The sequence below is a fragment of the Mycobacterium heidelbergense genome (assembly GCF_010730745.1).
GTDB classification, from domain to species: Bacteria; Actinomycetota; Actinomycetes; order Mycobacteriales; family Mycobacteriaceae; genus Mycobacterium; species Mycobacterium heidelbergense.
In genome coordinates, this window is the sequence record NZ_AP022615.1 from 1,309,736 (window position 1) to 1,335,411 (window position 25,676).

Sequence of the window (25,676 nt, forward strand, 5' to 3'; positions counted from 1 at the left end):
CCGAAGCGGGTGAGTCGCTGGCCCCTGGTGTTAGGCGACTTCGGTGAGTGGTTCGAGGATGACGTTGTATCCCAGGGCTTCGAGCTGCTTGATGGCGTTGGCCTTGGTCTTGCTGGGGTGGTGGCGGGTGTAGTAGCCGGGGCCGGGGTCGCGGTAGAAAGCGCCGTTGATCAGCATGTTGTAGGCGTCGGTGAGCATCTTGTGTTCCAGGGCGACCAGGGCGATCATGCCCGCTGGTGAGCTGTGCTGGGCTTTGGTTCTGTTCCTGCGTTTTGGCTGGGGTGGGCGGCTGCCGGCGATGCGTCGGTAGCGGGCGTTGTAGTAGGTGTCTTTGCTGCGGGCCGCCGAGAGGGCCGCGACCCCGAGGGCGGCTTTGAGGTAGCGGTTGCCCGCTCGGGTGGCCGCTGATTTGACCCGGCCCGCTGATTCGTTGCAACCGGGCACCACCCCAGCCCACGACGCCAGGTGCGCCGCAGTGGAAACACGCTCATGTCCGCGCCGGTCTCGGCGATGAACACATCGGCCACGATCGTCGAAAAGCCCGGGATGCTCATGAGTAACTCCCGGATGGCTTGAAAGGGTTGGATCGCCTCCTCGATGCGTTCATCTAGGCGGGCGACGTCGGCGTCGTGGGCGTCGATGCGATCCAGATACAACCGCGTCATGAACGCGTGATGGTCGTTAAACCGCCCGCGCAGCGCCTCGGTGAGCGCGGGGATCTTCTCCCGCAGCCGTTGTTTGGCCAGATCAGCCAGCACCGCCGGATCGCGCTGCCCGGCGATCAGCGCCTCGAGCATCGCCCGCCCGGAGACCCCGACGATGTCAGAGGCCACCGCCGACAGTTTGATCCCGGCGTCTTCGAGCAGTTTCTCTAGCCGCTGAATCTCCTTGGTACGCGCCCGGGTGATCATGGTGCGCGCCCGCGTCAGATCGCGTAACTCCCGAATCGGCTGCGGCGGCACGAACGAGGCGCGTACCAGCCCGTGTGCGCCCAGGTCAGCCAGCCACATCGCATCCGAGACATCGGTCTTGCGGCCAGGCACATTACGCACCGCCTTAGCGTTGGCCAAGATCACCGGCAGCGCATCTTCAAGCAGGTAGTAAAACGGCTTCCAATAATCCGACGTCGATTCGATCACCACACAGCTGACCTGCTCAGCCAGCAGATGCTCGCGCAACGCCAGGATCTGGCTGGTGGTCGAACCCCACGTGCTCACCGTCGTCGTGGTGGCGCGCCGACCCTGACCCTGAACCCGGACACAGACCTTGGCGTCCTTCTTGGAAACATCAAGGCCTGCACACCGCCGATGGACCACCTCCATGATCAATCACCTCATCATCTAGAACCTGTTGTTAATCAGCGTGTTCCGGGAAGAGTGAAAACAAACAGGAGTCTCACTCGCGTGCTCACAGGCAACAAACCACGGCCCCCGCACAACCACGGGGTACCCTTCGTCCCAAGCTGCTCGGCGTGCTCACGACAACACAGACGCAACGGGATCCACCGAAACACCCCTCCAGCGTCAACCCCGCCAGCACGCCAAGCAACCACCTAGCCACGCCGAACGACACCACCAAATTTTCATCCCCCACGGCGGGGCCTCAGCCCCCCAGATAGCTGCTCGCGGATAGAAGCCGCGGATAGGAGAGGGGTACCCGATAACCGTTTTCTATGAAAGAGCCCGAGACTGGTGGATCGGGTCCGACCCCGGCCTGCTGCGGCTGCGGATGGCGACCCGGACGACGGCCGCGCTCGGCTGTTCCCTGCTGATCCTCTACCTTCTGACCAGGGCCACGGGGCAGCCCCTGAGCGTTGCTCTCCTGGGTGTCGTCATCTCGATGATCGCGGCACGATCCGTCAACGAGCCCGACCCACGTCAGCAACGGATCACAATGGCGCTGCTGCCGCTGCCGGCCACGGTTGCCATCACCGCCGCCGCACTGCTCGCGCCCCACAAGGTGCCCGCCGACGTCGTCTTCGTGATGGTCGTGTTCGCCGCGGTCTATGTCCGCCGCTTCGGGGGGCGCGGGCAGGCGCTGGGGATGGTCGCGTTCATGGCCTACTTCTTCACGCTGTATCTCCAGGCCCACATTTCGGAGTTGCCCTGGCTGATCGGGGCCGTCGCCGTGGGAACGGCGTGCACGTTTGTGATGACCACCTACGTGCTGCCCGATCGGCCAGAACGCGTGCTGCGAGCCACCATTCGTTCGCTGCGAGCGCGGATGGCCATCGTGGTCGACACCACCGCCGACGCGCTACGCACCGGCCGTCTCGACGAACGGCGCCTGCGTCGGCTGCGGGCGCGCATCGTGCGGCTCAACGAAACCACCCTGATGATGCAAAGCCAGATCGAAGACAACGCCGACCCCGCCATTCTCTGGCCCGGAGTGACCAGCGAACAGCTCGCCCCCTGGCTGTTCGACGCCGAACTCGCCATCGAATGGGTCGCCACCGCGGGGAGGCAAGCCGCCGCCGCCGACATCCCCACCGCCACCCGCGCCGAACTGGTCGGGGCGCTCACGCTGCTGGCGCAGGCGATTCGGCTGCCGGAACCCGGCGGGCTTCAGCGGGCCGCCGGCCAGGCCCAACGGATTCTTGACCGGCAATCCACGGCGGCCGACGACCCCGCGGTGCACCGCCTTGCCCGGGCGATCATCAACGCGGCGACGGCGACCACCGAAGTCCGCGCACTCGTCGAGGGCACCGCCACACGGACCGCGCTGGAGCGCGACACCGACGTAGACGAGCAACGGGGCCAAGGCCTGCGCCCGACGACCCGGCAGGCCATCCAGGTGGCGATCGCCGCGTCGCTGGCCATCGTCGCCGGCGAGGTGGTGTCGCAGTCCCACTGGTACTGGGCGTTGATCGCGGCGTTTGTGATCTTCGCCGGCACCAACTCGTGGGGCGAAACCCTGACCAAGGGCTGGCAGCGGCTGATCGGCACCGTCCTCGGCGTGCCCTGCGGCGTGCTGGTTGCCACGCTGCTCTCCGGGCACACCGTCGCATCGCTCGTGACGATCTTCGCGTGCCTGTTCTGCGCCTTCTATTTCATGCGGGTGACCTACAGCCTGATGAGCTTCTGGATCACCACGATGCTGGCGCTGATGTACGGGCTGCTCGGCGAATTCACCTTCGACCTGCTGCTATTGCGTATCGAAGAGACCGCGATCGGCGCGGTCATCGGTGTCACCGTCGCGCTGCTGGTGCTGCCCACCAACATCAGACCGGCAATCCTCAGCGACACCCGCGCCTTCTTGGTGACCCTGTCCGCCCTGATCGAGGCGTCCGTGGCCGCCATGTTCGGTGGCGACGACGCCGCCAGCCCCACCGAGCGGGCGCGTCAACTCGATCGGGACCTGCAGCAGTTCCGAGTCACCGCCAAGCCGCTGCTTGCTGGGGTCGGCGGCGTCGCCAGCCGGCGAAGCATCCGCCGCGGCCTGCGGCTGTTCACCGCGTGCGATCATTTCGCACGATCCCTGGCGCGCAACGCCGAGCGGTACCGGGATGCCGCCGGCTCACCAGAACTGGCCGATGCGTTTACGTCGGCCGCGGCACAGACCCGACGCAATATCGACGCGCTGGCCGCGGCCATCGACGCCGCCCACGCCCCGACCATCGTCTCGGTGACCGATGAGCTCGATGCCGCCGAGACCCTGGCCCGGGAACAGGACGGCGACGGCGAACTGCGGACCGATACCCGCCGACTCCTCACCGCGGTGCATGCGCTTCGTCAGATCGAATGGGTTGTCGTCGCCGCGGCGAGTGACCTCGGCGCGCGCGACGGCCCAACGGCAGAATAGGCGCATGCGGATCGCCATCAGCGGCGCCGGCGTAGCCGGTGCGGCGCTTGCCCACTGGCTGCATCGCACGGGCCACACCCCGACGCTGATCGAGCAGGCACCGAGATTCCGTACCGGCGGCTACATGATCGACTTCTGGGGTGTCGGCTATCAGGTGGCCAAACGCATGGGCATCGAAAACCCCGTCCGCGCAGCCGGATACGAGATCCAGCGGCTGCACTCCGTCGGCTCCCGCGGCGAGGTCAAGGCGGACGTGGACGTCGAGGTCTTTCGCCGCATGGTCGGCGACGACTTCACCAGCCTGCCCCGCGGCGACCTGGCCGCCGCCATCTACACCACCATCGAGGACAGGGTCGAAACGATCTTCGGTGACAGCATCGCCGCCGTCGACGAGCGCGGCGACGGTGTCTCGCTCACCTTCGAGAAGGGCGCGCCGCGCGATTTCGACCTGGTGATCGGCGCCGACGGGCTGCACTCCAACGTGCGTCGCCTCGCCTTCGGGCCGGAGGTGGACTTCGAGCACTACCTGGGCTGCAAGGTCGCGGCCTGCGTGGTCGACGGCTACCGGCCCCGCGACGAGTTGGTCTACGTCATGTATGCCACTCCCGGCCACCAACTGGCACGTTGCGCGCTGCGCGGCGACCGCACCATGTTTCTGTTCATTTTCCGCGCGGAGCACGACGATCCCGGAGTTTCACCAAAAGACCAGCTGCGCAACGAATTTGGTGACATAGGCTGGGAGAGTCGGGAGATCCTGGCGACGCTGGACGACGTGGACGACCTCTATTTCGACGTCGTCAGCCAGATCCGCATGGACCGCTGGTCGCGCGGCCGGGCGCTGCTGATCGGCGATGCGGCCGCGTGCATTTCGCTGCTGGGCGGCGAGGGCACCGGCCTGGCGATGACCGAGGCCTACGTGCTGGCCGGCGAACTGGCGCGGGCCGGCGCCGATTACCGCCGGGCCTTCGACGCCTACGAGGCGCGCCTGCGTCCCTTCATCAAGGCCAAGCAATCCGGCGCCGCGAAGAACATTCCGTTTTTCGCGACGAGGACCCGCTTCGGCCTGTGGTTCCGCATCGTGGCGATGCGCACCATGAACTTCGGCCCGCTGGCAAGGCTTTTCGCCGGCACCGTGCTCGACGACTTCGAGCTCCCTGACTACGGCATATAGCCGGCATTTAGCCGAGGGGCTGTTCTTCGGATCCCGGCGTCGGACAAGATTGAGGGCATGACCGAACCAGGCGCGGCCCGCGTGGCGGTCTACCTCGACTTCGACAACATCGTGATCTCGCGGTACGACCAGGTGAATGGGCGCAACTCGTTCCAGCGCGACAAGGCCAACGGACTCGAGCAGTATCCCGAACGTCAGGCCCGGGCCACGGTCGACGTCGGCGCGATCATCGACTTCGCGTCGTCGTTCGGGACGCTGGTGCTCACCCGCGCCTACGCGGACTGGTCGGCGGACGTCAACGCCGGGTATCGCGGACAGCTGGTGGCCCGCGCGGTCGATCTGGTGCAGCTGTTCCCGGCGGCGGCCTACGGCAAGAACGGCGCCGACATCCGGCTGGCCGTCGACACGGTCGAGGACATGTTCCGGCTGCCCGATCTGACCCACGTGGTGATCGTGGCGGGCGACTCCGACTACATCCCGCTGGCGCAGCGTTGTAAGAGGCTCGGCCGGTATGTGGTGGGCATCGGGGTGGCCGGCTCGTCGAGCCGGGCGCTGGCGGCCGCCTGCGACGAGTTCGTGATCTACGACGCGCTGCCGGGGGTTCCGGTGCTCGAGCCCGAGGCCGAGCCGGCCGACGCGGGGGCGGCCAAGCCTAAGAAGCGGACCGAACGCACCGAGTCGGCCAAACGCGAGGAGCCGGAGGAGGCGCCCGACCCGCAGGCCGCCGCCACCGCGCTCCTGACGCGCGCGCTGCAGATCGGCCTGGAGAAAGACGACGTCGATTGGCTGCACAATTCGGCGGTGAAGGCGCAGATGAAGCGGATGGACCCGTCGTTCAGCGAAAAGTCTTTGGGATTCCGGTCATTCAGCGATTTTCTGCGTTCGCGGTCCGATGTCGTCGAGCTGGACGAGAGTTCGACGACCCGGATGGTGCGGCTGCGGGGACAAGGCTGAGCGTCTCCGGCCCGGTCCCCGCGTCCCTCATCGCCCGGACCTTGATGCGTGCGCCGCGGTGCGGCACCAGGATGACGTGCTTGAGCTTCTGCCGCTCGCCGGCCGCCGTGGTGGTGCTCAGGTCGACCCGACGCAAAATCTCGCGCAACACCACGCGCATCTCGACCATGGCGAATCCGGCGCCCAGGCAGCGCCGGTTGCCGCCGCCGAACGGGAACCACGTGGTCGGGCTCAGTGTGGCGCCCAGCATCCGGTCCGGGTCGAATCGGTCCGGATCGGGATATATCGCGTCGCTGCCGTGCACCAGCCCCATGCCGGGCGCGACCAGCACCCCTGCCGGCAGCCGATACCCGGCCAGCTCGACCGGGGCGGTGAGCACGCGGCCCACGTCGAACACCGGCGGACGGACCCGCAGCGTCTCCTTCGCCAGCGCGTCGAGATACTCGTCGCCGGCCGGGTCGCCCGCCGAGCTGGCTTCGGCCGCCCGCACCGCCTTGGCCAACACGGCGGGGTGGCGGGTCAGGCGTTCAAGCGCCCACGACAGCCCCGTCGCGGTGGTGTCATGCCCGGCCACCAACAGCGTCATGAGCTGGTCACGCAATTCGCGGTCGGTCATTCCGCCGGCGCGGACCAGCACGGCCAGCACCGCGGTGCTCGCTTCCAGGTTGGGGTCGGCGCGGCGGTCGGCGATCTCCGCGTAGAGCAGACGGTCGGCCGCCGCGATTCGACGGCGCAGTCCCCGCCATGGCCAGTAACGAAGCAGCTTCGGGTTGACCAGCGCCACCGTCGACCACGGACCCACCCTGAGCAGCCGCGGCATGACCTTGCGCAGCGCGGCGAGCCGGGCCGGGTCCGTCGCGCCGATGACCGTCCGCAGAATCACCTCCAGCGTGATCTCGGACATCTTGGGCGCCGCCGCGAAGCTTTTTCCCACCGGCCACCCGGCGATGTTCGCCGCCGCGATCTCGGCCATCAGCCCGGCTTGGCCCGCGACGGCGTCGCGATGGAACGGCGGCAACATCAGACGACGCCGCTCCCGATGCGCGTCCTCGTCGATCACCAATATCGAAGTGTTGCCGAGCAACCCGCTCAAGAGCGAATTCGCTTCGCCGGCATGAAAGACGCGTGGGTCGCCGGCGAACACCGTCCTGATGTCGGCGGGATCGGCCAGATACACCAGCGTGCCGATCGAGGCGATCCGCAGCGTGAAAATGCTGCCGTAGCGACGTTTACAGGCGGCGACGAAGCGCGGTCCGTGGCGCACGCTCAATGCCGCCTGGGCCGATCGGGGAAGCCGTGGTCCGGGCGGAAGCGCGGTAGGAGTGGCCTTGCCCATCGATATCATCCTACGACCGGTGTCCAGGATGCGCTAAGCCGTAAGCGCACCAACGCTTTTGCGGCCCTGCGTCTTGATGACGATCGTCTTCGGCGACCGGGGTCGTTGACAGTCCCCCGGGGTGGCCATACATTGTGTGAAAGTCGTCGCGAGCTGGACCCTCGACCCCGAGGAGACCGTCATGGCCGTCGGTACCGCTCCCGCAAGCGTTTTCGACGCCGATCTGCCGACGTTCACGTATGGCACCGAGGAAACGCCCGCGGAGGTCTACCCCCGTCTGCAGGCGGCGCAACGGCAGGCCGCGGTCGCCCTGGGGCCGTTCGGGCCCGAAGTGCTCTCCTACCGTCTTGTGCGGTCCGTCCTTCGGGATACCCGATTCCAGATCCCGCCCGGGTTGAATTTGCTCGCCCAGGGCATCACGTCAGGTCCGTTGTGGGACAAGGTGGTCAACAGCCTGCTGTGCCTGGAAGGCGACGCACACCATCGGCTGCGCAGCCTGACATTCAAGGCGTTCGCGCCGCGGGCGACCCTGCGCCTGCACGACACCATGGTCGGCGTGATGGACGAGCTGGTCGATCGGGTCGCCGACGCGGGCCGCTGTGACGTCGTCGCCGACATCGCGCGCCCCTATCCGGTCCCGATCATCTGCGCGTTGCTCGGCGCGCCGCGCGAGGATTGGCAACGGTTTTCGTTGTGGGCCGACGACGTCTTCAAGGCCTTCAGCTTCATTGGCGATCTCCGCGAGGTCGAGCCCGTCGTTATGGGTGCGTGGCGGCAGCTCGACGACTATGTCGACGACATGGTGGCCCGGCGCCGGCACAGCCTGACCGACGACCTGCTGTCCGACCTGATCCGCGCGGAGGATGACGGTGACTGCCTCAACGCCGCCGAGCTGCGCATGCTCGCGGGCGGCCTGCTGCTGGCGGGGACGGACACCACCCGCAACCAGGTGGCCGCGTCGGTGCACGTCCTGTGCGAGCACCCGGAGCAGTGGGAGCTGCTGAGCGGGCATCCCGAACTGGCGATGCGCGCGGTCGAGGAAACGATGCGCCACTCGCCGATCGCGTGCGGAACCCTTCGCCTGGTGGTCGAGGACGCCGAGCTCGACGGCTACCTCTTCCCCGCCGGCACGATGGTCCTGGTGAATACCGCTGCGGCCAACCGCGATCCCGCGGTATATGAGGAGCCGGACCGCGTCGACATCACCCGCGAGGGGTTGCCGCCCATCCTCACCTTCGGCGGCGGCGTGCACTACTGCCTCGGCGCCAACCTGGCCCGGCGTGAGATCGCCGAGGCGCTGAGCGTCCTCGCGGGCCGGATGCGGAACCCGCGCATCGCCGGACCGGTGCCCTGGAAGCCGATGGTCAGCCTGAGCGGGCCGAAGAGTTTGCCCATCGAGTTCGACGCGGACCGATAGCCGCCGGGCTCGCGGTTACTCCGGGGCGGCCTTACGCTCGTTAGTTACGCGAGCTCAACGGGGGGTTGTCGATGCGTGGAATTAGGGGGAGAACTGTGTCCAGACACAGGTTTGCCCTCGTCGCGCTGGCGTTTTGTGCCGTCATCGGGTCCTGTTCGGAAACCGTGGCTCCGCCCGCGGCCACACCTACCACCTCGACTTCTACCAGCCGGGCTCCCTCACCGGCTCCGGTGACGGGCCCTTTGCAGAAAGACTGGAAAAGCTACGGCGGGACGGCGTACTTCGGTTGTCCGGACAAATTTTCACCGGGCAAATCGGCACTCCAGGACATCCGCCCCAAAGTCTTCGACACGAAAACGGGCCAGTACGTGGCGCCGGGAATCCCCGCGCTGGCCCCCGGGGAGGATTTGACCGGCGGCATGTGCGCGCTGACGGGCGCCGCGGACGATATGAAAGTCGTCTATCTGGTGACGACGATCAAAACGGCGCGAGCGGCAGAACCCGAAGCCAGCACGACGACCGCGTCTGTTTTCGATTTCCGGACGGGCCAGCCGCTGGTGACACGGGAGCTGCGCCCGCCGGCCGCCGACCTGAAACTGGCCGCGCCGAACGGCTGGGAGCTCGCCTCCACCACGTCCGGCGTGGCATGGGTGAACGCCTTCACCGACGGGCACGGCGCCGCGTCGCCGCCTCGGACCGTAATCCTTTCCCCCTCGGACCTTTCGATGATGTGGAACGACCCACAGCCGGGCCGGGTGTGGCAGGACGTTCTTTCGTTTCCACGAAACACCGACCCGAGCAAGACGTCGGGAGCGGAGCTGCGCCGCCCGAGCGGGGAAGCGATTTATCAGGATAACGACATCTCGACCGTCGACGCCGAATTGTCCGACGGGCCGGACAAACTGGTCAAGATCACGCGCTGGGATTCGCACGACCCACCGGCGATGTCGACGATGTTCTACGACCTGAACGCCAAGTCCGTCATCAAGATCGGTGATTCGGACAGGATTTCCGGCGGCGGATTGGCCGCGACGTTGTCGGGCGGGAAGTTGTTCGTCGACGCTCGCGACTCGGACAATTCGCAGTTCGGGTTCGGGGTGTGGAACCTGCGAGCACAGCAATGGGATTTCCTGAAGACCCGGGATGACGCGAAGAAGATGTCGATCGCCAAATTGGCGTTCTTTGAAGACCACCTCTACGTCACGAACGTGGGCAACACGTTCGCTATCCTCGCCCTGCCCGCTACCGAACCGATCTCGACGACCTGGTCCGTCCGGCCCTTCGCCCGGATATCCGGCTGGACGCTGGTGTGCCGCGGCGAGAATGCCGCCTTCAACGGCGACTGCAAGGACATCGTGATGGTGCAAGACCAGGACGGCCACTTTCCCGGGCCCTGGTTCTGAACCTGGACGGGTTTCGACTGACTCTGCGGCCACCAGGCAAAAGTACGAGTAGAGACCCTGGTGGACGCAGAGTCAAAAACGAAACCCCGGGCCTGACCTTGGTGGCAGGTACAGGATTCGAACCTGTGTAGGCGTAAGCCGACGGATTTACAGTCCGCTCCCATTGGCCGCTCGGGCAACCTGCCGCCTAGCAGGGTACAACGAGCGGGTAGACAGGGCACAAATGGCTAACCGGATGAAGGGACAGATCGGATGGCTGATTCATCGTTCGACATCGTCAGCAAGGTCGACCGCCAGGAGGTCGACAACGCGCTCAACCAGGCCGCCAAGGAGCTGGCCACGCGCTTCGACTTCCGCGGCACCGACACCAAGATCGCGTGGAAGGGAGATGAGGCCATCGAGCTGACGTCGTCCACCGAGGAGCGCGTCAAGGCCGCCGTCGACGTCTTCAAGGAGAAGCTGATCCGCCGCGACATCTCGATGAAGGCCTTCGACGCCGGCGAGCCGCAGGCCTCCGGCAAGACCTACAAGGTCGCCGGCGCCCTCAAAGAAGGCATCAGCAGCGAGAACGCCAAGAAGATCACCAAGCTCATCCGCGACGAGGGGCCCAAGAACGTCAAGACCCAGATCCAGGGCGACGAGGTCCGCGTGACCAGTAAGAAGCGCGATGACCTGCAGGCCGTCCAAGCGCTGCTGAGGAACGCCGACCTGGACGTGGCGCTGCAGTTCGTCAACTATCGGTAGACGGGGCCTGATGGGGATGTACGCCGACCACTTCGACGTCATCATCGTCGGCGCCGGCATTTCCGGCATCGACGCGGCCTACCGGATCACCGAGCGCAACCCGGGGCTGACCTACACCATCCTGGAGCGGCGCGCGCAGATCGGCGGCACCTGGGACCTGTTCCGCTACCCCGGCGTCCGCTCCGACAGCAGCATCTTCACGCTGTCGTTCCCGTTCGAGCCGTGGACCCGTAAAGAGGGTGTGGCCGATGGCGTCCACATCCGCGAGTACCTGATTACCACCGCGCACAAGTACGGCATCGACCGCCACATCCGGTTCAACAGCCATGTCCGCTCGGCGGATTGGGATTCCTCCACCGACACCTGGACGGTCACCGTCGAGCGGGACGGCGCCCGGAAGGACTACCGCGCGAGGTTCGTGTTCTTCGGCAGCGGCTACTACAACTACGACGAGGGCTACACCCCGGACTTCCCTGGCATCGAGCGGTTCAACGGCACGGTCGTGCATCCGCAGCACTGGCCGGAAGACCTGGACTACGCCGGCAAGAGGATCGTGGTGATCGGCAGCGGGGCCACCGCCGTCACGCTGATCCCGGCGCTGGCGGAAAAAGCCGCGAAAGTCGCGATGCTGCAGCGCTCGCCGACGTATTTGATGTCGGCGTCCAAATACAGCGGATTCGCCGCGGTCGCTCGTAAAGCGTTGCCCCGTAGGGCTTCTCATCTGGTCATCCGGATGTACAACGCCTTGACCGAAGCGGTGTTCTGGTTCGTGTCCCGCAAGGCGCCGCGGTTCGTCAGGTGGTTGTCGCGGCGCGTCGCCATCAAGAACCTGCCCGACGGCTACGACGTCGACACCCACTTCAAGCCGCGGTACAACCCATGGGACCAGCGGATGTGCCTGATCCCGGACGCCGACCTGTACACCGCGATCGCCGACGGCCGCACCGAGGTGGTCACCGACCACATCGACCGCTTCGACGCCACCGGCATCGCGCTCGAATCCGGCGGGCACCTCGACGCCGACATCGTCGTCACGGCGACCGGCCTGCAGTTGCAGGCGCTGGGCGGGGCGACGATCAGCCTCGACGGCGAACAGGTCGATCACCGCGACCGCTTTGTCTACAAGGCGCACATGCTCGAAGACGTGCCCAACCTGTTCTGGTGTGTGGGCTACACGAACGCGTCGTGGACGCTGCGGGCCGACATCACAGCGCGGGCGACGGCAAAATTGCTGGCGCACATGGCATCCCACGGTTACACCCACGCCTACCCACACCGGGGCAACGAACCGATGGACGTCAAGCCGTCGTGGGACATTCAGGCCAACTACGTGAAGCGGTCGGGGCACGCGCTGCCCAAGTCGGGCACCAAGAGGCCATGGAATGTGCGGCAGAACTACCTCGCCGACGCCATCGACTACCGGTTCGACCGCATCGAGGAGGCGATGGTGTTCGGCCGGGCGGCCCACCCCGCGCCGCTGACGGGCTAGGGCGACGCTAGGGCGTCAAAGGACTTGGTCGGCGCCCAATGCCGATTCCCCGAAGTGGATGGGCTTCCCGCAATTGGGGCAGAACCTTTCGGCGGGATGATGTTCCGCCCCGCAACTCGAACAGAAGTGTGGCTCGATCGCGATCGGCTCCTCCGCTGCGGCCGGAGCCGGGGGCGCCGGCGGCCGGCGCCGAAATGGCTGGAAGGCGGAAACCCTGGCCGCGGAGAGATGCGGCCAGCGGCGCTTGACCACCATGAAGGTCACACCCGCGCCGGCGGCGAGCACCAGCACGACGCCGCCGACGGTGTACCACACCAGGTTTGCGCCATCCAACACCGAGTCATCGCCGTACTGCTGGCGCAGATTGGCTGCGCTCGTTCGCAGATCGGCCAGGCCTGGATAGTCGGGCGACATCGACAGCGTCTGGTCGAAATCATCGATGGCCTCGGTGTAGCGGCCCGAGTAGTAATGGTTGAGCCCCTTGCGGTAGTACACATCGGCGGGTCCGAGCGTCGCCTTGACGCCCTTGCTGGCCAATATCGCGGCCAGGCCGTCGGCGGGCGCGACGAAGTTAAAGGCCTGGGGTTCGCCGACGGGGGCGAAGCTGTTCACGCCGATCACCTTGCCGTCGAGGTCGACGGTCGGGCCGCCGCTCATGCCCTCCGAGACCGCGGCATCGATTTCATACTCGGGAACCGAACCCATGGTCGACTTCTTGCTGACCTTGCCGCTCTTGTTCGTCGGGTCCAGCGATGGGCCGGTGATGTTTTCGGTGCTCTGCGAGAAACCCACGGCCAGAACGGATGTCCCGATGCTGACGTCGGCGTCGGTCCCCAGCTGAGACGACGGCAGGTTGTGCTTTTCCACCTTCAGAAGAGCGACGTCACCCTTGCTGATCGGCCGAAAATCGACGACGTTGGCGGGGATCTTCCCCGCGATCTTCGTCCCGTTGCCGTACACCAGCGTGAGGCCGATTTCGGGGCCCCGGCCGGGGGTGTCGCCCTCGACCGTCGCGTTCTTCTGAAGCCACGCCAACGCCGCGGTCCGGTCACGCGATTCGGGCGCATGCGGAAACTGAGTGATGTACTCGGTGGCGGCCCGTTTGAGGATCAACAGCTTGGCGCTCTCCGGGTCGACGCAATGACCTGCCGTCGCCACCCAACCGTCGGGATTGATGACGAAACCGGTGCAGCCCCAGGTCGCGATGAACGGCATGCTCGTGCCCGGGCCGAACTGCGAGAGGATCTGGCCGTCGGGCAGCCGGACCTGGCCGTAGGCTTGACCGGCGAGGTACATCACGGCCGGCCGGATCATGGCCGCCGCCCTCTCCTCCGGGTTGGCCCGTGGACGGCCGTCATCGGCAAACGCGACGCCCGGGAAGCCGACCAGAACCGCAAGTGCGGCCGCCGACAGCGCCGCGAATACGCGGCCGCAACGAGCGCGTCTGCGCATGGTTCCTCCTCGCGTCGAGCCTGTCCTGTTGACGATCCGGCACGTCGCGCGGCGGAGGTAGGGACGGAAGTCCCATGCCGGGGGGCCGTTGGTTTCGACTACCGCCGTCCGGCGGTTGGTGAACTCCTTCTAAATCTCCGATGTCGGCAATACGCTGATCGACATGGCAGCCGAGAAGCGTGAACCCAGAGTCGTCGTCCTCGGTGGCGGTTCCTGGGGGACCACCGTGGCGTCAATCTGCGCGCGGCGCGGTCCGACGTTGCAGTGGGTGCGCTCCGAGGCGACCGCCAAGGACATCAACGAGGAGCACCGCAACCACCGCTATCTCGGCAAGGACGTCATCCTGAGCGAGACGCTCCGCGCCACCACCGACTTCACGGAGGCCGCCAACTGCGCCGACGTCGTCGTCATGGCCGTGCCCTCGCACGGCTTCCGGGGCGTGCTCACCGAACTGGCCAGGGAGCTGAGGCCGTGGGTGCCGGTCGTGTCACTGGTCAAGGGGCTCGAGCAGGGCACCAACACGCGGATGTCGCAGATCATCGAGGAAGTGCTGCCCGGCCACCCCGCCGGCATCCTGGCCGGGCCGAACATCGCCCGCGAGGTGGCCGAGGGCTACGCCGCCGCCGCGGTGCTGGCGATGCCCGATCAGCACCTGGCGACCCGGCTCTCGGAATTGTTCCGCACCCGGCGCTTCCGCGTGTACACCACCGACGACGTCGTCGGGGTGGAGATGGCCGGCGCGTTGAAGAACGTCTTCGCGATCGCGGTGGGGATGGGCTATTCGCTGGGCATCGGCGAAAACACCCGCGCACTGGTGATCGCGCGCGCACTGCGCGAGATGACGAAGCTGGGCGTGGCGATGGGCGGAAACCCCGACACCTTCCCCGGGCTGGCCGGTCTGGGCGACCTCATCGTCACCTGCACCAGCCAGCGCAGCCGCAACCGCCACGTCGGCGAACAACTCGGTGCCGGCAAGCCGATCGACGAGATCATCGCGTCGATGAACCAGGTCGCCGAGGGCGTCAAGGCCGCCAGCGTGATCATGGAATTCGCCGACGAGTTCGGCCTGAACATGCCGATCGCCCGCGAAGTGGACGCGGTGATCAACCATGGCTCGACCGTCGAGCAGGCCTATCGCGGTCTGGCCGCCGAGGTTCCCGGACACGAGGTGTACGGCTCCGGGTTCTGATTTCTCAACCCATTCGCGCGTAACGAAAGATTTGCATTCGATATGCGCGCGGCCCGTCGGCTTGACCCGCTCTTCGCGCGCAAAATACCGTCAGACGAGGTAGCCAGGCTTTGACCTGCCGCCGGTGCGCTTGTAATCGTTTGTGCGCCAAGAAGCTACGCCGACGCGACGGGGCGGATATCGGCATCCCCGCTAAGACCTGACGAGGATAACGACCGATGCAACACATCGAACAGCCCGGCGATCAGCGTGTTGGCCGGATACGCTCCGTTGTTCGGCACGACTTGCCCGCGTCTCTCGTGGTTTTCCTGGTCGCGCTCCCGTTGTCGCTGGGGATCGCGATCGCCTCCAACGCGCCGGTGCTGGCCGGCCTGATCGCCGCGATCGCCGGGGGAATCATCGCCGGAGCCATCGGCGGATCGCCGCTGCAGGTCAGCGGGCCCGCGGCCGGCCTGACCGTGGTGATCGCCGACCTGATCTCCAATTTAGGTTGGGGCGTAACGTGTTTGATCACCGCGGCCGCGGGGGTCCTGCAGGTCCTGTTGGGGCTCAGCCGCGTCGCACGGGCCGCGCTGGCGATCTCGCCCGTCGTCGTGCACGCGATGCTGGCCGGCATCGGGATCACGATCGCGCTGCAACAAGCGCACGTGCTGCTGGGCGGAAAGTCCAAAAGCTCCGCCTGGCACAACCTCATTGGCCTGCCGGGCCAAATCGTCGGCGCGCACCGGCCCGGGGTCCTCCTGGGCGCGCTGGTGATCGCCATCCTGATCGCCTGGCGGTGGGTTCCGCCTCGATTGCGCCGTGTTCCGGGGCCGCTCGTCGCCATTGTGGTGGTTTCGGTCATCTCGGTGGTCTTCCCGTTCCATGTGCGCCGGATCGACCTCGACGGGTCGCCGCTGGATGCGCTGCGGCTGCCCGACATTCCGCACGGCAACTGGGGCGCGGTCGCGATCGGCGTGATCACCGTTGCGCTCATCGCCAGCGTCGAGAGCCTGCTGTCAGCCGTGTCCGTCGACCGGATGCACACCGGCCCGCGCACCGACTTCAACCGCGAGTTGATCGGACAGGGCGCCGCCAACGTCGTGTCCGGGAGCGTCGGCGGGCTACCGATCACCGGTGTAATCGTCCGCAGCTCAACCAATGTCAACGCGGGCGCGAGATCCCGCGCCTCCGCGGTCATGCACGGTGTGTGGATCCTGCTGTTCACGGTGCCATTCGCGGAGTTGGTCGAAGAGATCCCGACCGCGGCGCTCGCCGGCCTGCTGATCGTGATCGGGGTTCAGCTGCTGAAGCCCGCCCACATCGAAACCGCAATGAAGCACGGCGATCTCGCCGTCTACGTCGTGACCGCGGTCAGCGTCATTTTCCTCAACCTGCTGCACGGCGTGCTGATCGGACTCGCGCTGGCCATCGCGCTGACCGGATGGCGGGTGATCCGGGCCAGGATCGAGGGCAGGCCCGTCGGCGACGAGTGGCACGTGACGATCGAGGGGGCCGCATGCACCTTTCTCGCCCTGCCCCGGCTGACCCGCGTGCTGGGTTCGACCCCCTTCGAAGCGGTTGTCACCGTTCATATTTCGGTCCACTACCTCGACCACGCCGCGCATCAGGCGATCGACGACTGGCAGCGCCAGCATGAGGCCACCGGCGGCACGGTTCGGATTCGGGGGATGGCCGAGACCGGCCACCTCGCCCGTCGGCGCCCCCGGGACCTGGTCGAGCCCGAAAGGCCCGAAGCGGCAGCCTAATCGAACCCCGAAAGCCCAAAGGTGTCGCTCGGCGTTCGCCCGCTGAGCTTCTGAACTATCCGCTGGTTCATCGAAACCCTCTCCTCGATGGCCTCCAGGGCGAGCCGGGCGTGCAACTGCGGTGATGTCCTGACGATGAAGGTGCCGCTGTAGTTTCGGTCGGAAAGGGGTATGGGGGCCGATTCTCCTGTTGCGCGCATCCCATCCACGTGCTCATGCGTGGCCTGTTCGATGGCGGCGACGGCCTCCGGCGCGGTCGCCGCTTCGCGCCTCAGATAGGGCAACTCGACGCACACGCCCATGTACTGGCCGTAGTCGGGCGACCATTCCGCGCGGTAGGTGTAGCGGTCCACGCCGGATTTGATAGCACATGCGCTATCGAGTTCGTAAGTCACTTATCCCCAAGAAAAGGCAGGCTCTTCGGGCGGATCCAACTATCGCCCGGCCATCTCCTCCAGCCGGCGGATGCGGTCCTCGATCGGCGGGTGCGTCGAGAACAGCGACCCGATCCGCTCGCCCGCGCGGAACGGGTTGGCGATCATCAGGTGCGCCTGGCTGGCCAGCTGCGGCTCCGGCGGCAGCGGGGCCGCCTGTACGCCGCCGGAGATCTTGCGCAGGGCCGACGCCAAGGCCAGCGGGTCGCCGGTCAGCACGGCACCCGACTCGTCGGCCTGGTATTCGCGTGAGCGTGACACCGCCAGCCGCACCACCGTCGCGGCGATCGGGCCCAGCAACGAAACCAGCAGCAGCGCAAAAGGATTCTCGCCATCCCGGTTGCCGCCGAACATGCCCGCCCACATGGCCATGTTGGCCAGCGCGGTGATCACCGACGCCATCGCGCCCGCGATGCAGGAGATCAGGATGTCGCGGTTGTAGACGTGCGAAAGCTCGTGCCCGAGCACCGCGCGCAGCTCGCGCTCGTTGAGGATGTCCAGGATGCCGGTGGTGCAGCACACCGCGGCGTTGCGGGGGTTGCGGCCGGTGGCGAACGCGTTGGGCGCGTTGGTGTCGCTGATGTACAGCCTCGGCATCGGCTGGTGCGCGGCGGTGGCCAGCTCGCGCACGATCCGATACATCGCCGGCGCCTGCAGCTCGGAAACCGGCTGCGCGTGCATGGCCCGCAGCGCCAGCTTGTCGCTGTTGTAGTAGGTGTAGACGTTCATGCCGATGGCGAACAGCACCGCGAACAGCATCGCCGTCCGGCCGAACAGCGAGCCGACAAACACGATCAACGCGGACATACCGACCAACAGGGCGAACGTCTTCAGCCTGTTGGCATGGGGATGCCAGGTCATCGGTGTCCTCCTCGGAACACTCGGGAAAACTCAATTATTGGTGACTACTGCTCATTGAACGCCCCGGATGACCTTCCTGGTTCCGCGACCCGCGGCGGGCAGCACTAGCCGTGCCGGCTCACCGTGTAGTCGACCAGCGTCGCCAGCGCGTGCCGGCCGGGAACGTCGGGCAAAAAGGCCAGCTCCTGGCGCGCTTGCTCCGCATACTGCGCCAGGAAGTGTTTGGCCTTGGCCATGCCCGGCGACGCCCGCAGCAGCGCCAGGGCCTCGGTCACCGCCCCGTCGTCGTCGACCGGTCCGGCCAGCAGCTCGCGCAGCCGCGCCGCCTCGGGCCCGGGTTCGCGCAGCGCGTAGACCATCGGCAGGGTGTGCACCCCTTCGCGCACGTCGGTGCCCGGCAGCTTCCCGGACTCGTGGGAGTCGCTGTCGATGTCGATGATGTCGTCGGAGATCTGAAAAGCGGTGCCGACGATGCCGCCGAGGCGGCTCAACCGCCGCACCTGGTCGCCGTCGGCGCCGGCGAACATCCCGCCGAATTCGCCGGCCGCGGAGATCAGGCACGCCGTCTTCTCGTACACCACCTTCAGGTAGTGGTCGACCGGATCGGCCCCCGCGGCCGCTCCGGTCAAGCCCCGGGTCTCGCGCATCTGCCCGGTCACCAGTTGGGCGAACGTCTCGGCGATCAGCCGCACCGCCTCCGGCCCGAGCCGCGACACCAGGCGCGACGCCGTCGCGAACAGGTAGTCGCCGGCCAGGATCGCGACGTTGTTGCCCCAGCGGACGTTGGCGGTGGGCGTGCCGCGGCGGACCTCCGCCTCGTCCATCACGTCGTCGTGATAGAGCGTGGCCAGGTGCACCAGTTCGATGACGGCGCCCGCGATGGTCACCTCCCCGGCATCCGGGTTGGGTCCGGTGTGGGCGGACAGCACGGTGAACAGCGGCCGGAACCGCTTGCCGCCGGCCTTGAACAGGTGCGTGAGCGAGTCGGTCATCACCTCGTCGGCGCTGTGCAGCTCGGTGTCCATGAGCCGCTCGATCCGCCCGACGCCGTCGCGCACGGTCGCGGCGAAGGCGGCGTCTCCGAAGTCAATACCCGCCACCACCGTCGCCGGAGTCCTCACCCGACCAACATACTGGTGGGCATGCGGACGGCAGCCCTCAAGGCCCAAGTGGTGGTCGTGGGCGCCGGACCCGCCGGTTCGGCGGCGGCGGCCTGGGCCGCCCGCGCGGGCCATGACGTCCTGGTCATCGACTCCGCCAGCTTCCCCCGCGACAAGCCCTGCGGCGACGGGCTGACCCCGCGCGCCGTCGCCGAGCTGGAACGACTGGGGCTCGGCGACTGGCTCGACACCCGCATCCGGCACCGGGGCCTGCGGATGAGCGGATTCGGCGGCGAGGTGGAAGTCGACTGGCCCGGCCCGTCGTTCCCGTCGACCGGCAGCGCGGTGGCCCGCCTGGAGCTGGACGACCGCATCCGCAAAGTCGCCGAGGATTCCGGGGCGCGGATGCTGCTCGGCGTCAAAGCCGTTGCGGTGCATTATGACTCGTCGCGGCGGGTGGCGTCGCTGACGCTCGCCGACGGCACCGAGGTGGGCTGTCGCCGGTTGATCGTGGCCGACGGGGCGCGGTCGTCGCTGGGCCGCAAGCTGGGCCGGCGCTGGCACCAGGAGACCGTGTACGGCGTCGCCGCCCGCGGCTATCTGGCCACCGAGCGCAGCGACGACCCCTGGCTGACCTCGCATCTGGAGCTGCGCTCCCCCGACGGCGCCGTGCTGCCCGGCTACGGCTGGATCTTCCCGCTGGGCAACGGCGAGGTGAACATCGGCGTCGGGGCGTTGTCGACGTCGAAACGGCCGGCGGATCTGGCGCTGCGGCCGCTGATCTCCTACTACGCCGACCTGCGCCGCGACGAGTGGGGCTTCACCGGCGGCCCCCGGGCGGTGTCGTCGGCGCTGCTGCCCATGGGCGGCGCCGTGTCCGGGGTGGCCGGGCCGAACTGGATGCTGATCGGCGACGCCGCGGCGTGCGTCAACCCGCTCAACGGCGAGGGCATCGACTACGGCCTGGAGACGGGGCGGCTGGCCGCCGAACTGCTGGACTCACGCGACCTGACGCGGGTGTGGCCGTCGGTGCTGCAGCATCACTACGCCCGCGGATTTTCGGTCGCCCGCCGGCTGGCGCTGTTGCTGACGTTCCAGCGGTTCCTGCCGGCGACCGGGCCGATCGCGATGCGCTCGACGGGGCTGATGACGATCGCCGTGCGGGTGATGGCCAACCTTGTCACCGACGACGATGCCGACTGGGTGGCGCGGGCCTGGCGGGGCGGCGGGCGGTTGTCCCGGCTGATCGATCGCCGAACGCCGTTCAGCTGAGCCAACTATGGCACCCGGGTGCCATATCAACCCCGTTGACATGTATCAACCAGATTGATATATCTGGAGCATGACCGAAACAGATTTCCAATTCGAATCCGCCTACCGCGGTGAGTCCGCGCAGTTCGGCGAGGGAGTAAGGCCGCCCTGGAGCATTGGCGCCCCGCAACCCGAGCTCGCCGCCCTGATCGAACAGGGCAGGTTCCACGGCGACATCTTGGACGTCGGCTGCGGCGAAGCGGCCATCTCGCTGCATCTGGCGGAGCAAGGACACGCCACCGTCGGCCTGGACCTGTCTCCCACCGCGATCGACCTGGCCCGCCGCGAGGCCCAGAAGCGGGGACTGACCAACGCCACCTTCGAGGTCGCCGACATCGCCGATTTCACGACCTTCCCGCCGGGATCCGACGGCCGGTTCGGCACCATCGTCGACAGCACGTTGTTCCACTCCATCCCGGTGGAGGCACGCGACGGCTACCAGCGGTCGATCACGCAAGCCGCCGCGCCCGGCGCCTCCTACTACGCCCTCGTCTTCGACAAGGCCGCGGTGCCCGAGGGTCCCATCAACGCCGTCACCGCCGACGAACTGCACGACGTGGTGTCCAGGTACTGGGTCGTCGACGACATCAGGGCCGCCCGCCTCTACGCCAAGGCGCCGAAGGACTTTTTCGGCATGACCAGCATCGTCGACGTCCGCGAGGAGCCGAACGGGCTGGTGTCGGTCGGTGGCTGGCTGCTGTCCGCGCGCCTCGGTTCCTAACCGACCAGGTGTATAGTCCAGCTAATGAAGCGTATGGGGCTGGCCGCGGGCGCCGCCGCGGCGGCAGCAGCAATCGCGCTGGCAGCGCCGGCGCAGGCCGACGACTATGACTACCCGTTCAAACAAACCGTCAATGGCTTCGGCGTGTACGGACCGCAGGACCAGCTCGCGTGGCTGGGCAAGATCAGCTGCGACCGGATCGGCCGGGGCGTGGACGGCGACGCGTACAAGTCGGCCAATTTCATCCAGCGCAACCTGCCCAGGGGCACCACCCAGGGCCAGGCGTTCCAGTTCCTGGGCGCCGCGATCGACCACTACTGCCCCGCCCAGGTCGGCTTCCTGCAACAGGCCGGCGCTCACTAGGTTATGGTGCCGACCCGCGGCGCCCGGCGCCAGCGCCGCGCTTGCGATCGGCACTAGGTCTGATGGTGCCGACCCGCGGCGCCCGGCGCCAGCGCCGGCTTGTCCGCGGCGTGTAGGGCCACGATGCCGCCGGTCAGGTTGCGCCAGCGCACCGCCGACCACCCGGTCGCCGAGATCTCGTGCGCCAGCGCGGCCTGGTCGGGCCAGGCCCTGATCGACTCGGCCAGGTACACGTAGGCCTCGGGATTGCTGGACACCGCGCGCGCCACCCGCGGCAGCGCCCGCATCAGGTATTCCTTGTAGGCGGTGGCGAGCACCGCATTGGTGGGTGTGGAGAATTCGCATACCACCAACCGGCCGCCGGGGCGGGTGACGCGGAACATCTCGCGCAGCGCCGCCCGCCGGTCGGCCACGTTGCGCAACCCGAAACTGATGGTGACCGCGTCGAACACCGCGTCGCCGAACGGAAGCTTGGTGGCGTCACCGGCGACCTTCGGCACCTTGCGGCCGGCGCCCGCCGCCAGCATCCCGACCGAAAAATCGGCCGCCACACACCACGCCCCGGATCTCCTCAGCTCGACGGTCGACACCGCGGTGCCCGCGGCCAGGTCCAGCACCTTCTGACCGGGCCCGACCCCCAGCGCCGACCGGGTGGCTCGCCGCCAATACCGGTCCCGGCCCGCCGACAGCACGGTGTTGGTCAGGTCGTACCGGCCGGCGACGCCGTCGAACATCGACGCGACGTCCCGGGGGTCCTTGTCCAAGGCCGCGCGGCTCACGACTCGACGGTACAGCGCGCGGGTGCTCTTCGGCGCTTCCCGCCGTGCGGGTCATTCCCCCTGCGCGTATCGCTTGGCGAACATGCGCCGCCGGGCGAGGGGCGACAGCACCGCCTCGTAGTGGCCGAGCAGCTCGTCGCAGATGACCGGCCAGCTGCGGCCCAACACACTGCGCCGCGCCGCGGGCGCGTAGCGGTGTCGTTCCGCGAGCAGGTGCGCGACGGCCTCGGGCAGCCGCGCCTCGAACTCGTTGACGGGCAACAGCAGTCCGGTGCGATACGGGGCGACCAGGTCACGTGGTCCGCCGGCGTCGGGGGCGATCACCGGCAGCCCCGACGCCATCGCCTCCTGCACGGCCTGGCAGAACGTCTCGTGCTCACCGGTATGCACGAAGACGTCCATGCTGGCATACGCCGCGGCGAGCTCGTCGCCGTACAGCGCGCCGGTGAAAACCGCTGTGGGCATTGCGGATTGCAGCTTGACCTGATCGACGCCGTCGCCGACGATGACGAGCTGCACGGAACCGGTGGCGTGCAGCGCGGTCAGCCGCTCGACGTGCTTTTCCGGCGCGAGCCGTCCGACGAACCCGACGATCGGCTTGCCGGTCGGTGACCACCGCCGCCGCAGCGCCTCGCTGCGCGCCGAGGGCGCGAACCGCAGCACGTCGACCCCGCGCGCCCACCGATGCACCCGCGGAAAACGGTGGGCAACAAGCGATTCCATCGTCACGCTGGACGGAGCCAGGGTGCGGTCGGCGAGGCCGTGCAGGTGGCGGAACCACGCCCACGCCGCCCGCGTCGTCATCGGGATGCCATAGCTCGCCGCAAAACCGGGGACGTCGGTCTGATACACCGCAACCGTCGGCACCCCGAGCCAGCGCGCCGCTTTCACGCCGCCGTAGCCCAGCAGCGCCGGCGACGCCAGATGCACGACGTCGGGATCGAATCCGCGTAGCACGCTCACCATTCGCGGCATCGGCACACCGAGCGGCAGCGTGGTCACCTTCGGGAACATGCGCGACGGCACCCGGTGCACCCGGACGCCGTCGTGAATGCGGTCCGCACGGGGTTGGCCCGGCGGGTTGTCGGGCGCGATGACGAGGGCCTCGTGACCGGTTCGCCGCAGATGCTCCAGGACGCGCAGCACCGAGTTGCTGACACCGTTGACATTGGGGAGGAAGGATTCGGCGACGATCGCAACGCGCACGACACCCACGATGTCAGCGTCGGCTGTCGGAAAGGTTGCCTACGGGCATACGTCGTGCGAAATCTGCTGGTCGCGGCGGTCCAACCACCTGTCCAGCAGCGCCAGACCTATCAGGGCCGCCGCCGCGACGAGCCAGGCCACCACCGCGATGGATCCGGCCGGGATGATCGCCAGCCCGGCGTTGCGATGTTGCACCCGAACCAGGTTCGGGTCGTTCTTGTTGTATTCGACGTAAATCCGCATACCCGTCGACAATTGGGACGGATACAGCACGCCGAGCTCGGGCCGATAGGTGACGCGCTCGGGTGTGACGAATTCGATGGTGGAGCGCCGCGGCCCGGCGCTGAGCACCTCGGCCTGCGCCACCCCCATATTGTGTCGAATCGCAAGGTCGTCGCGCCAGGCACCGGCCACCAGCAGCACCGACTGCAGCGTGACCAAACCGGTCACGATGAGCACCCCAATCCGCGCCCACCGCAACACAATTCTGGTGAGGGTGGCGGGCCGTTCGTCGGTGCGTCCATGAATCAGAAAGCGCAGCAACGCTTTTGGTGATATCACAGGGCCGCCTTGATGGCGGCGTGCAGCTGTCGCAGCGAGGACCGGTCCGCCTTGACCTCCAACACCCGCATGCCCGCCCCCGGCTCGTCGAGGGCCGCGTTCAGCTGGTCGACCTCGATCTGCCGGCTCTCGACGTGGTAGGCGCGGCACAGCGCGCCGACGTCGACGTCGTGCGGGGTGCCGAAGATCCGCGAGGACACGTCGGAGAACCGCGGGTCGCCCTGCTCGAGGAGTTCGAAGATGCCGCCGCCGTTGTCGTTGGACACCACGATGGTCAGCCGCCGCGGCGTCGGCTCGGTGGGGCCGATCAGCAGGCCGGAGCTGTCGTGCACGAACGTCAGGTCGCCGATCAGCGCGACGGTGCGCCCGTCGTGTGACCCCTCAAATGCCAGGGCCGCCCCGATCGCCGTGGACACGGTGCCGTCGATGCCGGCGACCCCGCGGTTGGACCGGACCTCGATGCCATGGGTGTCCAGTCCGACCAGCGCGGCGTCCCGGACCGGGTTGGACGCCCCCAGCACCAGCTGGTCCCCCGGCCGCAGCGCGTCGGCCACGGCCGCGGCGACATGCAGCCCGGTCGTCAGCGGGTGCGCCTTGAGCTGACCGCGCACGGCCTCGTTCGCGTGCCCGTTCATCTCCGCGCAGCGGCGCAGCCACACCGGGTGCGGCGCCCCGGTGGTGACCGCCTGCGTGCCGGTGGCCTGCGAGTTGCCCGAGACGTCCGGCCAGCGCGGCCCGGTGGTCAGCGCGTACACCGGCACCTGCGGGTCGGCCAGCAGCGTCGACACCGGGCGGTGCAACGTGGGTCGGCCCAGCATGATCACCTGCTTCGGGCGCAGCAGCGGCAGCGCCAGCGGGTGCAGCGGGTTGGCCGGGGCCGGGGCCGTCGGCTCGGCGACGGTCGGCAGCTGCGCCAGGTTGGGGTGTGCGCCCGCGCCGTGCCCGGCGATGACGACCGTGTCGGGCGACAGGTCGATGTCCAGCGGCTGGTCGAACGTGACCGGCGGGGTGTAGGTCCACGGCTTTCCGTCGGACCGGCCCGGCGGGGTCGCCGGACCGTGGGGTTCGGGATCCGGCACCAGCGGTTCCCGCAGCGGGATGTCGAACTGCACGGGTCCGGCGTTGGCGCTGCGAGATCCCGTGGCGGCCACCAACACTCGGCAGGTGGCCGATCGCCAGGTGGCGTTGAGCGCATCCAGCCGCTCGGGCGCGTCCTCGGCCAGGCCCAGGCTGATGGTGGCGCGGACCTGGGTGCCGAAGTAGCCCAGCTGCTCCATGGTCTGGTTGGCCCCGGTGCCCAGCAGTTCGTAGGGCCGGTTGGCCGACAGCACGATCAGCGGCACTCGCGCGTAGTTGGCCTCCACCACGGCGGGGCCGAGGTTGGCGACGGCGGTGCCCGACGTCATCGCGACGCACACCGGCGCGCCGGCCGCGATCGCCAACCCGATGGCCAGGTAGCCGGCGGTGCGCTCGTCGATGCGCACGTGCAGGCGGATCCGGCCGGACCGGTCGGCGTCCTGCAGCGCGAACGCCAGCGGGGCGTTGCGCGACCCGGGGCACAGCACCACGTCGCGGACGCCGCCGCGGATCAGCTCGTCAACGACGACGCGGGCCTGTGTCGTCGAGGGGTTCACTC

At 67.9% G+C, this 25,676-nt stretch carries 21 protein-coding genes, 1 tRNA gene and 1 pseudogene; 12 read left to right on the forward strand and 11 right to left on the reverse strand.

Going from position 1 to position 25,676, the window contains the following annotated elements:
• Positions 1-30 precede the first annotated feature (30 nt).
• Positions 31-1,322, reverse strand: a pseudogene (locus G6N25_RS06255) (IS110 family RNA-guided transposase).
• Between the two features lie 406 nt (positions 1,323-1,728).
• On the opposite strand from G6N25_RS06255, the gene G6N25_RS06260 reads away from it, so the two are divergent.
• From G6N25_RS06260 to G6N25_RS06270, 3 genes are read left to right on the forward strand one after another with little or no spacing between them, the layout of a single operon-like run.
• Entirely contained in the window at positions 1,729-3,801 is a 2,073-nt protein-coding gene (locus G6N25_RS06260) for an FUSC family protein (RefSeq protein ID WP_083074568.1), read from the forward strand.
• Positions 3,802-3,805: 4 nt separating this feature from the next.
• Entirely contained in the window at positions 3,806-4,972 is a 1,167-nt protein-coding gene (locus tag G6N25_RS06265; protein WP_083074577.1) for an FAD-binding domain, read from the forward strand.
• 57 nt (positions 4,973-5,029) lie between these two features.
• On the forward strand, positions 5,030-5,926 hold the full coding sequence (locus tag G6N25_RS06270; RefSeq protein WP_083074567.1) for an NYN domain-containing protein: 897 nt from the start codon (positions 5,030-5,032) through the stop codon (positions 5,924-5,926).
• Here G6N25_RS06270 and G6N25_RS06275 read toward each other — a convergent pair.
• The gene (locus G6N25_RS06275) at positions 5,838-7,262 is read right to left on the reverse strand and encodes a cytochrome P450 (RefSeq protein ID WP_083074576.1); all 1,425 of its coding nucleotides are present in this window, start codon (positions 7,260-7,262) and stop codon (positions 5,838-5,840) included. The two genes, G6N25_RS06270 and G6N25_RS06275, sit on opposite strands and share 89 nt — an antisense overlap.
• 181 nt (positions 7,263-7,443) lie before the next feature.
• On the opposite strand from G6N25_RS06275, the gene G6N25_RS06280 reads away from it, so the two are divergent.
• Positions 7,444-8,679, forward strand: coding sequence for a cytochrome P450 (locus G6N25_RS06280; protein ID WP_083074575.1), 1,236 nt, complete (start codon positions 7,444-7,446; stop codon positions 8,677-8,679).
• A 71-nt stretch (positions 8,680-8,750) separates the two neighbouring features.
• A complete protein-coding gene (locus G6N25_RS06285) occupies positions 8,751-10,082 on the forward strand; it encodes a hypothetical protein (RefSeq protein WP_232065928.1) in 1,332 nt (443 codons plus the stop codon).
• A gap of 99 nt (positions 10,083-10,181) precedes the next feature.
• Here the strand turns inward: G6N25_RS06285 and G6N25_RS06290 are convergent.
• Positions 10,182-10,267 (reverse strand) — tRNA-Tyr (locus G6N25_RS06290).
• A 67-nt stretch (positions 10,268-10,334) separates the two neighbouring features.
• On the opposite strand from G6N25_RS06290, the gene G6N25_RS06295 reads away from it, so the two are divergent.
• On the forward strand, positions 10,335-10,826 hold the full coding sequence (locus G6N25_RS06295; protein WP_083074565.1) for a YajQ family cyclic di-GMP-binding protein: 492 nt from the start codon (positions 10,335-10,337) through the stop codon (positions 10,824-10,826).
• Between the two features lie 10 nt (positions 10,827-10,836).
• Positions 10,837-12,315 carry a flavin-containing monooxygenase gene (locus G6N25_RS06300; RefSeq protein WP_083074564.1) on the forward strand — a complete coding sequence of 493 codons (1,479 nt, stop codon included), beginning with the start codon at positions 10,837-10,839 and terminating at the stop codon, positions 12,313-12,315.
• 15 nt (positions 12,316-12,330) lie between these two features.
• On the opposite strand, the gene G6N25_RS06305 is transcribed toward G6N25_RS06300, so the two are convergent.
• Entirely contained in the window at positions 12,331-13,767 is a 1,437-nt protein-coding gene (locus G6N25_RS06305) for a trypsin-like peptidase domain-containing protein (protein WP_083074563.1), read from the reverse strand.
• Positions 13,768-13,930: 163 nt separating this feature from the next.
• Here G6N25_RS06305 and G6N25_RS06310 point away from each other — a divergent pair, with 163 nt between their 5' ends.
• Together G6N25_RS06310 and G6N25_RS06315 are read left to right on the forward strand one after the other, a co-directional pair.
• Positions 13,931-14,956 (forward strand): NAD(P)H-dependent glycerol-3-phosphate dehydrogenase, encoded by a 1,026-nt coding sequence (locus G6N25_RS06310; RefSeq protein ID WP_083074562.1) that lies wholly within the window; start codon positions 13,931-13,933, stop codon positions 14,954-14,956.
• Between the two features lie 218 nt (positions 14,957-15,174).
• Positions 15,175-16,704 carry a SulP family inorganic anion transporter gene (locus G6N25_RS06315; RefSeq protein ID WP_083074561.1) on the forward strand — a complete coding sequence of 510 codons (1,530 nt, stop codon included), beginning with the start codon at positions 15,175-15,177 and terminating at the stop codon, positions 16,702-16,704.
• On the opposite strand, the gene G6N25_RS06320 is transcribed toward G6N25_RS06315, so the two are convergent.
• The 3 genes from G6N25_RS06320 to grcC1 form a co-directional block, all read right to left on the reverse strand.
• Complete coding sequence (locus G6N25_RS06320; protein ID WP_083074560.1) at positions 16,701-17,057, reverse strand: type II toxin-antitoxin system HicB family antitoxin; 357 nt, start codon at positions 17,055-17,057, stop codon at positions 16,701-16,703. The two genes, G6N25_RS06315 and G6N25_RS06320, sit on opposite strands and share 4 nt — an antisense overlap.
• Before the next feature lie 81 nt (positions 17,058-17,138).
• Entirely contained in the window at positions 17,139-17,999 is an 861-nt protein-coding gene (gene htpX, locus G6N25_RS06325; RefSeq protein ID WP_083074559.1) for a zinc metalloprotease HtpX, read from the reverse strand.
• Between the two features lie 104 nt (positions 18,000-18,103).
• The gene (gene grcC1, locus G6N25_RS06330; protein ID WP_083074558.1) at positions 18,104-19,120 is read right to left on the reverse strand and encodes a nonaprenyl/(2E,6E)-farnesyl/geranylgeranyl diphosphat synthase; all 1,017 of its coding nucleotides are present in this window, start codon (positions 19,118-19,120) and stop codon (positions 18,104-18,106) included.
• Between the two features lie 21 nt (positions 19,121-19,141).
• Here grcC1 and menJ point away from each other — a divergent pair, with 21 nt between their 5' ends.
• The 3 genes from menJ to G6N25_RS06345 all read left to right on the forward strand — a co-directional run bounded on the left by menJ (position 19,142) and on the right by G6N25_RS06345 (position 21,494).
• Positions 19,142-20,371 (forward strand): menaquinone reductase, encoded by a 1,230-nt coding sequence (menJ, locus tag G6N25_RS06335; protein WP_083074557.1) that lies wholly within the window; start codon positions 19,142-19,144, stop codon positions 20,369-20,371.
• Positions 20,372-20,441: 70 nt separating this feature from the next.
• On the forward strand, positions 20,442-21,131 hold the full coding sequence (locus G6N25_RS06340; protein ID WP_083074556.1) for a class I SAM-dependent methyltransferase: 690 nt from the start codon (positions 20,442-20,444) through the stop codon (positions 21,129-21,131).
• A gap of 24 nt (positions 21,132-21,155) precedes the next feature.
• Entirely contained in the window at positions 21,156-21,494 is a 339-nt protein-coding gene (locus G6N25_RS06345) for a DUF732 domain-containing protein (RefSeq protein WP_083074555.1), read from the forward strand.
• A 53-nt stretch (positions 21,495-21,547) separates the two neighbouring features.
• Here G6N25_RS06345 and G6N25_RS06350 read toward each other — a convergent pair whose 3' ends face one another.
• Genes G6N25_RS06350 through menD form a run of 4 tightly spaced genes read right to left on the reverse strand, consistent with a single transcriptional unit; the run spans position 21,548 to position 25,674 of the window.
• Positions 21,548-22,273 (reverse strand): demethylmenaquinone methyltransferase, encoded by a 726-nt coding sequence (locus G6N25_RS06350; protein WP_179961653.1) that lies wholly within the window; start codon positions 22,271-22,273, stop codon positions 21,548-21,550.
• A 51-nt stretch (positions 22,274-22,324) separates the two neighbouring features.
• On the reverse strand, positions 22,325-23,479 hold the full coding sequence (locus G6N25_RS06355) for a glycosyltransferase family 4 protein (RefSeq protein ID WP_083074554.1): 1,155 nt from the start codon (positions 23,477-23,479) through the stop codon (positions 22,325-22,327).
• A gap of 39 nt (positions 23,480-23,518) precedes the next feature.
• The gene (locus tag G6N25_RS06360; protein WP_083074553.1) at positions 23,519-24,040 is read right to left on the reverse strand and encodes a DUF3592 domain-containing protein; all 522 of its coding nucleotides are present in this window, start codon (positions 24,038-24,040) and stop codon (positions 23,519-23,521) included.
• The gene (gene menD / locus G6N25_RS06365) at positions 24,037-25,674 is read right to left on the reverse strand and encodes a 2-succinyl-5-enolpyruvyl-6-hydroxy-3-cyclohexene-1-carboxylic-acid synthase (protein ID WP_083074552.1); all 1,638 of its coding nucleotides are present in this window, start codon (positions 25,672-25,674) and stop codon (positions 24,037-24,039) included. Before menD ends, G6N25_RS06360 begins: the two co-directional genes overlap by 4 nt.
• Positions 25,675-25,676 lie beyond the last annotated feature (2 nt).